Source organism: Nitrosospira multiformis (assembly GCF_003050865.1).
Classification (GTDB): Bacteria; Pseudomonadota; Gammaproteobacteria; order Burkholderiales; family Nitrosomonadaceae; genus Nitrosospira; species Nitrosospira multiformis_E.
Window position 1 is genome coordinate 16,788 of sequence record NZ_QAOK01000004.1, and the last position, 13,240, is coordinate 30,027.

Annotated in this window: 11 protein-coding genes; 5 read left to right on the plus strand and 6 right to left on the minus strand. The window is 54.1% G+C overall.

Features of this window, described 5'->3' with window-relative positions; genetic code table 11:
- Window position 1: 1 nt before the first annotated feature.
- Both C8R21_RS03205 and nuoN read left to right on the plus strand, forming a co-directional pair.
- On the plus strand, window positions 2-1,489 hold the full coding sequence (locus C8R21_RS03205; protein ID WP_107761414.1) for an NADH-quinone oxidoreductase subunit M: 1,488 nt from the start codon (window positions 2-4) through the stop codon (window positions 1,487-1,489).
- Window positions 1,490-1,533: 44 nt separating this feature from the next.
- Complete coding sequence (nuoN, locus tag C8R21_RS03210; protein WP_107761415.1) at window positions 1,534-2,979, plus strand: NADH-quinone oxidoreductase subunit NuoN; 1,446 nt, start codon at window positions 1,534-1,536, stop codon at window positions 2,977-2,979.
- Window positions 2,980-3,153: 174 nt separating this feature from the next.
- Here the strand turns inward: nuoN and C8R21_RS03215 are convergent, their stop codons facing one another.
- From C8R21_RS03215 to C8R21_RS03230, 4 genes are all read right to left on the minus strand, one after another.
- Window positions 3,154-4,263, minus strand: a complete 1,110-nt coding sequence (locus C8R21_RS03215; RefSeq protein WP_107761416.1) for an SLC13 family permease — start codon at window positions 4,261-4,263, stop codon at window positions 3,154-3,156.
- Between the two features lie 274 nt (window positions 4,264-4,537).
- Window positions 4,538-4,990, minus strand: a complete 453-nt coding sequence (locus C8R21_RS03220) for a YchJ family protein (RefSeq protein WP_107761417.1) — start codon at window positions 4,988-4,990, stop codon at window positions 4,538-4,540.
- Window positions 4,991-5,098: 108 nt separating this feature from the next.
- On the minus strand, window positions 5,099-6,070 hold the full coding sequence (locus tag C8R21_RS03225; RefSeq protein ID WP_375135992.1) for a serine/threonine protein kinase: 972 nt from the start codon (window positions 6,068-6,070) through the stop codon (window positions 5,099-5,101).
- 85 nt (window positions 6,071-6,155) lie between these two features.
- Window positions 6,156-7,271 carry a PQQ-dependent sugar dehydrogenase gene (locus C8R21_RS03230; RefSeq protein ID WP_107761419.1) on the minus strand — a complete coding sequence of 372 codons (1,116 nt, stop codon included), beginning with the start codon at window positions 7,269-7,271 and terminating at the stop codon, window positions 6,156-6,158.
- A gap of 171 nt (window positions 7,272-7,442) precedes the next feature.
- On the opposite strand from C8R21_RS03230, the gene htpG reads away from it, so the two are divergent.
- Window positions 7,443-9,365 carry a molecular chaperone HtpG gene (htpG, locus tag C8R21_RS03235; protein WP_107761519.1) on the plus strand — a complete coding sequence of 641 codons (1,923 nt, stop codon included), beginning with the start codon at window positions 7,443-7,445 and terminating at the stop codon, window positions 9,363-9,365.
- A 54-nt stretch (window positions 9,366-9,419) separates the two neighbouring features.
- Here the strand turns inward: htpG and nhaR are convergent, their stop codons facing one another.
- Both nhaR and C8R21_RS16335 read right to left on the minus strand, forming a co-directional pair.
- Window positions 9,420-10,328, minus strand: coding sequence for a transcriptional activator NhaR (gene nhaR, locus C8R21_RS03240; RefSeq protein WP_107761420.1), 909 nt, complete (start codon window positions 10,326-10,328; stop codon window positions 9,420-9,422).
- A 352-nt stretch (window positions 10,329-10,680) separates the two neighbouring features.
- Window positions 10,681-10,881, minus strand: coding sequence for a hypothetical protein (locus C8R21_RS16335; RefSeq protein ID WP_256210387.1), 201 nt, complete (start codon window positions 10,879-10,881; stop codon window positions 10,681-10,683).
- Here C8R21_RS16335 and C8R21_RS03250 point away from each other — a divergent pair.
- Entirely contained in the window at window positions 10,880-12,088 is a 1,209-nt protein-coding gene (locus tag C8R21_RS03250) for a TolC family protein (protein ID WP_258192231.1), read from the plus strand. The genes C8R21_RS16335 and C8R21_RS03250 overlap by 2 nt on opposite strands.
- Entirely contained in the window at window positions 12,085-13,236 is a 1,152-nt protein-coding gene (locus C8R21_RS03255; protein ID WP_074974370.1) for an efflux RND transporter periplasmic adaptor subunit, read from the plus strand. Before C8R21_RS03250 ends, C8R21_RS03255 begins: the two co-directional genes overlap by 4 nt.
- Window positions 13,237-13,240: the final 4 nt, after the last annotated feature.

Sequence of the window (13,240 nt, forward strand, 5' to 3'; positions counted from 1 at the left end):
CATGTTGTTTGGTTTCCCCCTGTTAAGTCTGGTTATCTGGCTGCCTATCCTCGCCGGTGTTGCTGTACTCGCTACCGGTGGAGATCGTAATGCCCCACTGGCGCGCATGATCGCACTCGTCGGATCGGTTGCGGGTTTTCTGGTGGCGATTCCGCTTTATACCAGTTTCGATCCGTTGACGAGCACCATGCAGTTCGTCGAGAACCATATGTGGATCGAACGCTTCAACGTCCACTATCACCTCGGGGTGGATGGAATCGCCATGCCCCTGATACTGCTGAATGCTTTTACCACCCCCCTGGTAGTGATTGCGGGATGGGAAGTGATTACCAGGCGCGTATCGCAGTACATGGGCGCCTTTCTCATCATGTCCGGCATCGTCAACGGTGTTTTTTCGTCGCTGGATGCAATCCTCTTCTATGTTTTCTGGGAAGCTTCTCTCATTCCGATGTTTCTCATCATTGGCGTGTGGGGCGGACCCAACCGGGTTTATGCGGCAATCAAGTTTTTCCTTTATACGCTGCTCGGTTCACTACTGATGCTGGTGGCATTCATCTATCTTTACCAGGTTTCCGAGGGCAGCTTCTCGATACTTGAATATCATAAACTGCCTTTGTCGATGGCATCGCAGATCCTGATATTCATCGCCTTCCTGCTGGCTTTCGCAGTCAAGGTTCCCATGTGGCCCGTCCATACGTGGCTGCCCGACGCGCACGTGGAAGCGCCAACTGGAGGTTCGGTGGTGCTTGCCGCCATCCTGCTGAAAATGGGAGGCTACGGGTTCCTGCGGTTTTCGCTGCCGATCCTGCCGGATGCAAGCCACCAGCTCGCGGGCATGATGATCGCGTTGTCGCTGATCGCGGTCGTCTATATCGGTCTGGTTGCCCTGGTGCAGGCCGACATGAAAAAGCTGATCGCCTACTCCTCCGTGGCCCATATGGGTTTCGTCACGCTCGGCTTTTTCCTGTTCAACAGTTATGGCCTTGAAGGCGCCATGGTCCAGATGGTTTCGCATGGCTTTATCTCAGCTGCAATGTTCCTTTGCATTGGCGTCATGTATGACAGGCTGCATTCACGCCAGATCGTGGACTATGGGGGAGTGGCGCACCGCATGCCTGCCTTCGCCGCTTTTTTCATGCTGTTTGCCATGGCCAACTCCGGGTTGCCCGGCACAAGCGGTTTCGTCGGCGAATTCATGGTCATCATGGCTTCAATGAAAGTGAATTTCTGGTACGCGTTTCTGGCCGCTACGACACTCATCACAGGCGCCGCTTATACCCTCTGGATGTATAAGCGCGTGATATTCGGCTCCGTTGTGCACCCGGCAGTGGAGGAAATGAAAGATATCGGCGCGCGCGAGATTCTTGTATTGGCCGTACTCGCGGCGGCGGTATTGGGGATGGGAGTGTATCCGCTCCCCTTGACGGAAGTCATGCATACCACCGTTGATGATTTACTTGCGCATGTTGCTCGCAGCAAATTGCAGTGAATTGCAGTGAATGAAGCGCGCCCCGACTCGGCTAAGGATGATAAATGAATTTTATGCTGCCTGATTTCGCGCCAGCCTATCCGGAAATATTCCTTCTGGTGATGGTGTGCGGAGTATTAATGGCTGATCTTGCATGGGGCGACAAGAAGCCCGGCACTGCCTATCTTTTAGCCCAACTGACGCTGTTCGGCTGCATGCTGATCACCTTCAGTACTTCAGGACCCGATGTCGTCCATACATTTTCCGGCATGTTTGTCGATGACACGCTAGCTGACATTCTCAAGATGCTGGTTTATGTCACCGTATCCGTAGTGCTGGTTTATTCCCGCACATATATTTCGGATCGGGGAATACTGAGCGGAGAATTCTTCAGCCTCGCGCTGTTCGCGACCCTCGGAATGATGGTCATGATTTCCGCCAGTCACTTCATGACACTCTACCTGGGGCTGGAACTCCTTTCCTTGTCCCTCTATGCGATGGTTGCGTTGAGGCGCGACTCAGCAGGGGCCACCGAGGCGGCAATAAAGTTTTTTGTCCTGGGTGCTTTGGCGTCCGGCTTTCTGCTGTATGGGATGTCAATGATTTATGGGGCCACCGGCTCGCTCCATATTGCTAGTGTGAGAGAAGTTATCGAAGGTGGAGTAATCAGCCAGGGTGTGCTGGTTGTCGGTCTGGTTTTCATTGTGGCCGGCATCAGTTTCAAGCTGAGCGCAGCACCTTTCCATATGTGGGCGCCCGATGTTTATGAAGGGGCGTCTTCAGCAGTGGTGCTGTTTATCGGTTCGGCGCCGAAACTCGCGGCATTCGGTTTTGTCATGCGCCTGCTGGTGGAAGGTCTGGGTGCAATGTCCGGCGACTGGCAGGGCATGCTGATCATACTTGCAATCACGTCAATGGTGATCGGCAATATTGCCGCCATCGCCCAGAGCAACATCAAGCGCATGCTGGCCTATTCCACCATCTCGCACATGGGATTCATGTTGCTTGGCATTATCGGCGCGAATGAAAACGGCTACAGTGCCGCAATGTTTTACGTCGTGGTCTACGTGCTCATGACAATGGGTACATTCGGCATTATCATGCTTCTCTCACGCGCAGGCTTTGAAGCGGATAAACTGGATGATTACAAAGGGCTCAACCGGCGCAACCCGTGGTATGCCTTTATCATGCTGCTGCTGATGTTCTCCATGGCCGGCATCCCGCCCACCGTGGGCATTTATGCCAAGCTGTCAGTGCTTCAGGCCGTGCTGAACGCAGGGTATACCTGGCTCGCCGTGCTGGCTGTGCTCCTTTCGCTGATCGGGGTATTCTATTACCTGCGTATCGTCAAGCTCATGTATTTCGACGAACCTGAAACCGATGTGGTCATCGTGCCGAAAGGCGACGTCAAGGTATTGCTGAGCGCCAACGGAATCGCAATACTCGCATTCGGCATCTTCCCCCAATCACTTATCGCCCTCTGCTCCTACGCGATACAACACTCTACTTAACTGCGTTTCTGCATCGCCGCCGAGCCGTTTTTATGCCTGCATGAGGGATAGGCGGCGCTTGCAGATGATTCCGTATTTGGACGCGTGAAGAGGCTTCCATTATCGCATACAGAACGGTGGCTGCTCTCTCTTCCTTCTAGAAGAGGTGCGGCAATGGGCAAATCCAATGGAATGTTAACCGATAAATAGCAACAGATAGACAAAAGTACCCGTGACAAGCAGAAATGGCAGGGAGTAGACATGAAATATCAGCCACGCTTTTCTGTCCCGGGCGAGCCGTAGCGCTATTAAATTGGCGAGAGAGCCCAATACAAAGCCAAATCCCCCGACGTTCACCGCATAGGCAATCAGTTTCCAGTTGCTTGAATAATCGGCCAATAAAATTGCAGCGGGCACATTGCTCATGATCTGTGCAAGCGCAATACCCGCAAAGTAAAGCCGTTCGTGCTCATCCAGTCTCAATTCTGTAAAAAATGAATGAATAATGTGGTTATCAGCGATAAGGCGCATGTTCACGAACATGAGGGCAAGTACGAGAATGAGTCCCCAATCCACATTCACGAGAATGTTGCGATGCCGGATAAAGAAGACCATGAGTATCAGCAAAACTGCCAGTTCCGCCTGATGTAGATCAATAAGAATCAGAAATGGTAGATAGAGAATCAAGGATGAATGGAATAGCTTGTTGTTCGCTATTGGCATATCAACCTCTTCCCTGACCTGAATGCGATTGCTGTCGAACATGAATGCAATCAACACCAGGAGACTGGTGATCAGGATGAGCGCTAGAGGCAGCATCGCTTGCACGTATTCATGAAAGGATAAGCCAGATACTTTCCACAAAAACAGGTTTTGTGGGTTTCCGATCGGTGTAAGAGCTGAACCTGCATTTACAGCCAATGCCTCCACGATGATAAGTCGCGTCACAGGAATCACGCCGACACCCTGCAGGCCTGTGGTCAACGGCACCATTATGAACAGGGCGACATCGTTGGTCAGCACCATAGAAAGTAACGCTGCTGCCAGAACGAGCAATGTTGCAAGGGATCGGCTGGTGCGCATGATTTCTATCAGTCGTTTGCCAAGGCGGTGCAGATAGCCGGAGAGTTCAATACCTTTGGCAAGTACGAGCAATCCCGCTACGCCACCGATGGTGGGCCAATCTACGAGGCGAGGGTATGAAAAGAGTCGTGCAGGTTCCGCTATGGTCAGGACGATGAGGAGTCCGGCAAGAAACCACAGCAGATAATCCTTTCTCCAGGTTTGAATGGATAATTGAATCATTCCCTTTTCGAGGGTACGTTTTCTCGCGCAACTATTGCACGTTATTCAACCTAAACCTTCAGGACCGACTCACCCAGCAGATCCAATATCGGTCAGGACTTATTTGCATTACGCGACGCGTGAGGACGATGAACGCTGGATTCAAGCTCAAGCTGATATCCCGCATGATCTCCAAAGGCAAATATGGCGCTTAGCGTTCGAGACTCTGCAGTCCAGATATCCGTCGGGGAGGTAACCGCTCAATGTTCCAGGTACGCGATATCATTTTTTAATCTCAAGATCTTATAATATCGCCATCCACATAGAACCATTGCCCGCCCTCACGCACAAAGCGGCTGATTTCATGCAACCGGTGCGCGCGGCCATCTACCTTGTAACGTGCCACGAATTCCACCATGGCATGATCGGGCGCTGACTGTTCATGAAGTTTCACTTCCAGTCTCAGCCATTTTCCATGCTGTTTACTTTCCAATCCAAGTGATGCTGGGCGCGTGTCTTGACTCCAGGTTGCCAGCAGGTATTCTTCACGACCGAGGGCATATGCAGTATAGCGCGAACGCATCAATGCTTCCGCTGTGGGGGCCGTTTCGCCGTCATCCAGGTAGCGGCCGCAGCAGTCAGCATACTTTCTTCCGCTATTCGTAGAAGGACGAGCCTGCCGAGTTCCCGCTGGTCTCGCTGTTATCTCCGTGTAACCGCACGGACAGGATGTCGTTTTTGCATCCATATAAACTTGTCATAAAGACTTAAAATGGAAACTTCAATTTTCTACGATCACGATCGGCTGCGTGTGGAACAATAAACTTGGGAACAACGATCATGCCTGTAAATCCTGTCATAGCGGCGGCTCATCCATAAGGGCGATCTGCTCCCGCAATTCGAGAACGCGATCCTGCCAGTAGCGTTGGGTGTTGAACCAGGGAAACGCTCGCTTGAAAGCCGGGTCGTCCCACCGCTGTGCAAGCCACGCCGCGTAGTGGATCAGGCGCAGAGTGCGTAGCGCCTCGACCAGATGCAATTCCCTTTCGTCGAAATCGAAGAAGCTCTCATACCCGGCCAGCACGCTGTCCAACTGCTTCCTCATGTCGGCCCGGTCGCCGGATAACAGCATCCACAAGTCCTGTACTGCCGGTCCCATGCGGCTGTCGTCAAAATCGACGAAATGCGGGCCATCGTCAGTCCATAAAACATTGCCTGCATGACAGTCGCCGTGCAGGCGTAACGCGCGCACTTCCCCTGCACGCGCAAAACAGTGCCGCGCACCCTCCAGCGCCTGATTCACGGCACTGCGATAAGCAGCCTCAAGATCAGGTGGAACGAATCCATGCCCCAGCAGATAGTCGCGCGGTTGTTCGCCGAAGCTGGCGATATTCAATTCCGGGCGTTCATGAAAGGGGTTGAGCGCACCGACGGCATGGATGCGTGCAAGGAAACGACCCATCCATTCCAGCGTGTGGTGATCTTCCAGTTCCGGCGCGCGGCCGCCATGCCTTGGAAAAACAGCGAAACGAAATCCCTCAGAATAATGCAGCGATGTTCCCTGCAGCACCAACGGGGGTACGACAGGAATTTCGTGTTTGGCCAGTTCCTGCACGAACGCGTGTTCCTCAAGAATGGCGTTGTTCGTCCAGCGTTCCGGCCGGTAAAATTTTGCTACGACTGGCGCACCATTTTCGAGGCCGATTTGGTAGACGCGGTTCTCGTAGCTGTTGAGTGCCAGCAGCCGGCCGTCGCTGCGGAAACCCAGGCTTTCCAGAGCGTCCAGCACGCGTTCAGGGGAAAGCGTGGAAAAATCAATTGAAGCCAGATTATCCACTGTTCCCCCACCCGTCACTCAAATGAAGGCTGCTCCTGAATTGCTGGTTGCGCTCGTTTTGCATTGCTCAGTCTGCTCAAGGTTTCTTATAACTGATCCGATAAATTACCCCGGCAAAATCATCCGACACAAGCAGCGCCCCGTCTGGCATCACCAGTACATCCACAGGCCTTCCCCAATTTTTTTCATTTTCCACCCAGCCTTCGGCAAACACTTCCTGCTTTATCACCTTGCTGCCCTTTATCCTTGCGAGCTCGATGCGGTAGCCGATTTTATTGCGCCGGTTCCATGAGCCATGTTCGGCTATAAAGATGCTGTTGCGATATTGGGGAGGAAACATGGTCCCTGCATAGAAGCGCATCCCCAGGGCACCTGCGTGCGGGGGAAGTTTCGCTGCGGGTGAGGTGAGCTTGCGGCAATCCCGCTTTGCACCGTACTTCGGGTCAAGGATATCGTCGGAATGGCAGTAGGGATAGCCGAAATGCATCCCCTTTTTTGATGCACGGTTGAGTTCGTCCGGCGGCAGGTTGTCGCCCATCCAGTCCCGGCCGTTATCGGTAAACCACAATTCCTTTGTTTCGGGATGCCAATCGAATCCTACCGAGTTTCGTATCCCGTACGCGAAGACCTCATAGTTTGAGCCATCCGGATTGATGCGGGAAATCAGCGAAAACTTCTCCGGCTCCGTTTCGCAGACATTGCATGGAGCGCCCACCGCGACATACAGAAGACCATCCGGGCCAAAACCTATATATCTGCCTCCATGGTGTTTCTCGTTGGGAAATCGTTCGGTGACAACATACGGTTTTCCGGGTTGATCGAGTTTTTCCTCAATATCGTCAAAACGCAGGATGCGGTCGACCGATGAAGCATATAACGCGCCATCGCGAAAGGCGACCCCTATGGGAAGATTAAGCCCTCTGGCGATGGTTTTTACCTCGCGGGTGTCCCCCTTATCTGTAATCGCGTAGATATTGCCTTCATCCATCGAGCCTGCGAACACCGTACCGTTTTTTCCCAGCGCCAGTCCGCGCGCGTTCGGCACTTCGGCCCACACTTCGATCGAAAATCCGGCCGGTAATTTGATCTTGTCCAGGGGCAGCTTGCCGGTTTTGCTGTCCGCCACGGCAGGTAAGCCGCAACAGAGCAAGCAGGCGGCCATGAAACGTATGAGAATTTTTGGGATGTGCATGGTCAGACTCCGGTTTAACGATATTCAGAAATCAAATCGGGTGTGCGGCAAATGAAGGAGTAGGGCAGAGACAGAGAGATGGCGCGGAAAATTATCGGTATGAAGCTTTTCAACTTGAAAATCCCGAATTTGCCCTCATTTACTTTATTGCATTTTTTTTGGAGGAAAACAATGGAAGCAACAGCTACAAAAGAACATTTGAATTTTCAGACCGAGGTCAAACAACTCCTCAAGCTGATGATTCATTCCTTGTATAGTAACAAGGAAATTTTCTTGCGCGAACTCATTTCCAACGCATCGGATGCTGCCGACAAGCTGCGGTTCGAAGCTTTGACCGATGGCGCTCTGTACGAATCCGATTCGGACCTGAAAATACGTGTAAGTTACGATAAGGAGGCACGCACCATTACTGTTGCGGACAATGGCATCGGCATGTCTCGGCAGGAGGTAATAGACCATATCGGCACTATCGCCAAATCCGGCACACGCGAATTCTTCGACGGATTAACCGGCGACCAGGCCAAGGATGCGCACCTGATCGGCCAGTTCGGGGTAGGTTTTTATTCCGCATTCATTGTTGCTGACAAAGTGACGCTTACCACGCGGCGGGCCGGCCTGACGCACGAACACGGTGTTCGCTGGGAATCGGGCGGTGAGGGAGATTACACTCTTGAGACAGTCGAGAAACCCGGCCGCGGCACCGAGGTGACCCTGCATTTGCGCGAAGGAGAGGATGAGCTGCTCAATGGCTGGCGGCTGCGCTCCATCATCCGCAAGTACTCGGACCATATCACCCTTCCCATCGTGATGAAAAAAGAGGAATGGTCGCAGGAAAAAAATGAAAATACGATCACCGAGGAAGACGAAACCATCAATCAGGCAAGCGCCTTGTGGGCGCGGCCGAAAAACGAGATCAGCGAAGAGCAGTACAACGAATTCTACAAGCATGTCGCGCACGATTTCGAACCTCCGCTGGCGTATGTTCACGCCAGGGTAGAGGGCAAGCAGGAATATACACAACTGCTTTACATCCCCTCCCGCGCTCCGTTCGATCTGTATGATCGCGAATCCCGCCACGGCATCAAACTGTATGTCAGAAGAGTATTCATCATGGATGATGCCAAACAGTTGCTGCCCAATTACCTACGTTTCGTACGAGGAATAATAGATTCGAATGACCTCCCGCTGAATGTCTCCCGCGAAATATTGCAGGAATCGAAGGACATTGAAGCCATGCGGGCCGGCTCGGTGAAAAAGGTGCTGGGATTACTCGACGACCTCGCGCAAGGTGAAAAGGACGACGAGAAGGCCAAATTCAAGACCTTCTGGAAGGAATTCGGCCAGGTTATGAAAGAGGGAGTGGCGGAAGACTATGCCAACCGCGAGCGCATCGCCAAGCTGCTGCGCTTTGTTTCTACCCATTCCGATTCGGAAGAGCAGGACGTCTCCTTGAGCGATTATGTAGGACGCATGAAGGACGGGCAGGAAAAGATCTACTATGTCACGGCCGACAGTCTCACGGCGGCTAAAAGCAGTCCGCACCTCGAAATTTTCCGCAAGAAAGACATTGAAGTCATTCTGTTGTTCGATCGCGTGGATGAGTGGCTGGTTGCGAATCTGCCTGAGTTCGAGGGTAAACACCTGCAGTCCATAGCAAAGGGCAGTCTCGATCTGGGTAAACTGGAGGACGAGGCGGAGAAAAAGGAGCAGGAAAAAGAAGCGGGTGAATACAAGGAGCTTACCGAGAAGATAAAAGAAGCGCTCGGCGAGCAGGTAAAGGATGTACGGATCACCTTGCGTCTGACCGAATCTCCCGCCTGCCTGGTGGCGGAAACCCATGACATGAGCGGAAACCTGGAGCGCCTGCTCAAGTCTGCCGGGCAGAAGGTCACGCATACCAAACCTATCCTGGAAATCAATCCGTACCATCCCATGGTAGAGCGCCTGAAATCGGAGGAGACTCATTTCGCCGACTGGAGCCACATTTTGTTCGACCAGGCGTTGTTGGCCGAGGGCGGGCAACTGGATGATCCCGCCAGTTTCGTGAAGCGTATCAATCAGTTGTTTCTGAGCACCGGCGGGAACACGGCATGACGCGGCCGGCAGTGTAAATCCGATGTGTGGCGTGGACTATGTTTTTGAAGCCCGCTAGGAAGCAGCCCGGGTCGCGAATAGCTCCCGGTGGGCTGTGTCGTTGATGGCGACGACGGCGGGGTGCGTAAGACGGCGTTCCAGCGAGATGGCGTAAAACTGTTCGGTAACCTCATCAGTGCGGCCGACAACAACAACGCCATGTTCACGCTGCACCTCGTCGGCTATTACGGATGGGGCAATGAAAATGCCGATACCTGCCTGGCCGAATGCCTGCATCAGTGCGCTGTCGTCGAATTCTCCCACGATGCGGGGGCGGAGTTGGTGGACGTCGAACCATCGCATCAATGGTATGCGTATGGCGGCGTCTTTACCGGGAATGAGCAAGGGGGCCGCATCAAGAACATGGGGCCACTTTTTTTTGAACGTTTTTGCAAGATGTGGTGCGGCAAAAAATGTAATGCCGCAGTTTCCCAGCTTATGGCTGTAGCCTTTCACATTTGCTTCATCCCGCATGGGTCGGTCGGCCAGTATCAAATCGACTCGCTGGATCGCCAGCTCCACCAGCAACCGCACCAGTTTATCCTCGCGGCAGACAATGCGTACAGGCGAAGCAAGCTCCATGGCAGGCGTTAACAATCGGTAGGCGATGGACTTGGGGACCGCATCATCCACGCCCACCCGGAATGGAATGGCGTGGCGTTCCGGGCGGGCGCGCAATGCTTCTTCCAGCTCGTTTCCAATCTGAAAGATTTCGTCGGCATATGATAGGGCAAGCCGTCCCGTTTCGGTCAATTCAAGGCGTCTCCCCACTCGTAAAAAAAGTGGCGCCCTCAGCGCGTCTTCCAATAATCCGATCTGGCCGCTCAGAGTCTGGGGCGTAAGGTTCAAGCGTTCGCTGGCGCGGACAATGCTGCCTGCCTTGGCCACTGCCCAAAAATAGTGTAATTGCTTGTAATTAAGCATATCAGTGTGCAGGCAAACTCGATACTTCGTGAAAACCGATTATATCATCAGCGAGATACTACTTTTCTTGATGCAATTTCTCATCTAGACTAAATTAGATGGGCTTTGCCGTGTCATCCGTCTCGCGTATCGCGCGTTCATATTTATATGCTGTTCCTTTCGCCGCTCCAACTGGCAGCAAAGTTGCTGCCGTCGCTGTTGTTGAGACCTTCTTTTCCGCAGTCTTAATGCGTCCGGTGCAATCGTTCAGGCATTGCTTCGAAGAAATCAACGGGTAGCACATGCATATATCACGTCTTTGCCGTATTCTGTCGGCCCTGATCCTTGTTTCGCCACTCCCGCCGGCTTTGGCTCAGCAGCCTTCAACGATTCCTGCTATTACCCAACCTCCGGCGCTTCCGCCGGCTATGGCACCTGCTCCTGCGCCACCTGTCATGCCTGCGCCCCGGTCGCCAGCCCTGCCACCGGCCACTGCGCCCGGCCCAACCGTGCCGGGACCGGCAACGGGACGGTTGCCTGGCTTGCTGGCTCCTGCCGCACCTGGTCCAACCATGCCTACGCCAGCTACACCGCCTTCCCAGCTCCTTACCATTGAGGAGTTGCAGCGGCTCGGATTGAAGGCCAACGGCCTGGTGCAGGCAGCGAATTTTCAAATAAGAGCTGCGGAAGCGGGCGTCGTGGGTGCCTCGGCTTATCCCAATCCGCAACTGACCTTCATGGCGGGTCCGCAGCATGCGCGTGTTGTCCCCCAGGCCCTTCCTGCAAACAGCCACCGTCAATTTACCATATCCCAGACGATCGAGAATCCGTTCCTCCGGAGTGCGCGCATCGGCTCGGCAGAAGCAGGGGTGGATGCCAGTCATGCAGGCCTGGAACAGGTGAGGGCGGATTTGGCGGCGCAGTTACGTGTCGCTGCCTATGAACTGATCCTGCGGCAGGAAGTGGCGCGAGTGGAGGCAAGCGTTTCCGATTTGATGGAGGAAATACGCCGTCGCGTCAAGGTGCGTGTCGATGTGGGGGAGGCGCCACGCTTCGAACTGATCAGGGCCGAAACGGAAGTTCTGGCCGCGGCTTCACGTAAGGAAGCGGCGCACTTGAATGCCCAGAGAGCGCGTATTGCCCTGATGCAACTCACTGCTGGCGCCTTGCAGCCTGATTTCCAGATACAGGGATCGCTCGCACAGCCCGTGAACCTCCCCCCCCTGGAAGAGTTGCGCGAAACTGTGCCTGCGGTCAATCCGGAAGTTACGCGCCTGGAGGCTGAGTGGAACCGGGCGCGGCGGCGGATCGACCAGGAACGTGCAGCCGTATTGCCATCGTTAACGGTATTACTCAGTAATTTTCAGGAGGCGCAATACACCTCGAATCTGGCAGGCGTAAACGTGACCATCCCTTTGTTTTATCAACGCCGCGGGGAGATCAACGCTGCTGTCGCGGATTCGGAGCGGGCGCGCGGAATATTGGAGTTTCGGCGCTTTGAAATAGGACAGCTGCTTGAATCCGCCTGGCAGGCCAAGCAGATCGCCCAGCGCAGAGTGGACATGTTTGAAGGCGGATTGGTCAAGGAAGCTGAAAAGGCACTGGAAATTGCTCAGGCAGCCTACCGCTTTGGCGAGCGCGGCCTGATTGAAGTGCTCGATACGCAGCGCGTACTGCGTGGCGTGCTTTCGGATCTCTTGCAGGCGCGCTTCGATTTGCAGGCTGCGGTTACCGAGATCGATCGCCTTCGAGCATACTATCCCAAGGAAGACTTCGAATGAAAATCACTATGCCGTTAATCGGCATCCTGCTTGTATTGTCTGTTTCCGGGTGCGGGGGCGGCAAGCCGGCAGTCAAAGAGGAGGTTGTGGCAAAGGAGCCGGAAAACGCAAATCTCGTCACACTGGAGCCCGAAAAGATGCATCACGTCAAGGTTGGGAAACCCACTTTGATCAATGTCGCCGACAAGCTGCAGGCGCCGAGCCAGGTCGAGGTGGATGAGCACAGGCTGGTTCGTGTCGGGGCTAACGTCACCGGCCGGATTATCGATGTGTACGCCATGCTGGGCGACAACGTCGAGGCGGGCGCCGAACTCGCTCGTATTTCCAGTCCGGAATTGACTCAGGCGCAACTGGCTTACCTGCGGGCGTTCTCCCTTGAAACCCTGGCGGAAAAAGCGGCCGAGCGTGCGCGCCATTTGCTCGCCGCAGACGTCATCAGTATTGCGGAAATGCAGCGGCGCGAGTCCGAACTACAGGTTTCGCGGGCAGAGTTGGGCGCAGCGGCGGATCAATTGCGCCTGCTGGGCATGGACAGCAGAGCCCTGAGCAAGCTTGGGAAAGACGGAACCCTCATGCCCTCAGTAGCGATCAAGAGTTCCAAGCCGGGCGTCGTTATCGAGCGGAATGTCGCCATTGGGCAGGTAGTCCAACCCTCCGACCTGTTGTTTCAGGTTGCCGATCTCTCTTCTGTATGGGTCGTGGGTGACGTGCCGGAGCAGATTGCGCGCCATGTGCAGGTTGGTCAGCACGTGGAGATTCACGTTCCAGCGCTGGGAAATATCAGCTTCGACGGTTTGATCATCTTTGTCGCCGATACCGTGAATCCGTTGACAAGAACAGTGATGGTGCGGACCGTTGTAGAAAACCCGCGGAGAAAGCTCAAGCCAGCCATGCTTGCCAGCATGCATATTCTCGACAATCCGGTTGAAAGTCTGGTGGTGCCGGAGACGGCGGTAGTTCGCGAAAACAATCAGGACTATATATTTCTTGCCCAGGGCGACAACCGGTTTCTGCGCGTCCCCGTCGAACTGGGTGCGGAAGTAGGCGATGTGCGTCCTGTGCTGAAAGGACTTTCCATCGATCAGACCGTTGTAGTCGACGGCGCATTTCACCTGGAAAACGAGCGCAAGCTCGCCGAACTGGAATAGTCCC

Excerpts from the sequence above, each read along its gene's own strand:
- C8R21_RS03205 (WP_107761414.1), top strand. The coding sequence starts at position 2 with ATGTTGTTTGGTTTCCCCCTGTTAAGTCTGGTTATCTGGCTGCCTATC.
- nuoN (WP_107761415.1), top strand. The coding sequence starts at position 1,534 with ATGAATTTTATGCTGCCTGATTTCGCGCCAGCCTATCCGGAAATATTC.
- C8R21_RS03215 (WP_107761416.1), bottom strand. The coding sequence starts at position 4,263 with ATGATTCAATTATCCATTCAAACCTGGAGAAAGGATTATCTGCTGTGG.
- C8R21_RS03220 (WP_107761417.1), bottom strand. The coding sequence starts at position 4,990 with ATGGATGCAAAAACGACATCCTGTCCGTGCGGTTACACGGAGATAACA.
- C8R21_RS03230 (WP_107761419.1), bottom strand. The coding sequence starts at position 7,271 with ATGCACATCCCAAAAATTCTCATACGTTTCATGGCCGCCTGCTTGCTC.
- htpG (WP_107761519.1), top strand. The coding sequence starts at position 7,443 with ATGGAAGCAACAGCTACAAAAGAACATTTGAATTTTCAGACCGAGGTC.
- nhaR (WP_107761420.1), bottom strand. The coding sequence starts at position 10,328 with ATGCTTAATTACAAGCAATTACACTATTTTTGGGCAGTGGCCAAGGCA.
- C8R21_RS03250 (WP_258192231.1), top strand. The coding sequence starts at position 10,880 with ATGCCTACGCCAGCTACACCGCCTTCCCAGCTCCTTACCATTGAGGAG.
- C8R21_RS16335 (WP_256210387.1), bottom strand. The coding sequence starts at position 10,881 with ATGGTTGGACCAGGTGCGGCAGGAGCCAGCAAGCCAGGCAACCGTCCC.
- C8R21_RS03255 (WP_074974370.1), top strand. The coding sequence starts at position 12,085 with ATGAAAATCACTATGCCGTTAATCGGCATCCTGCTTGTATTGTCTGTT.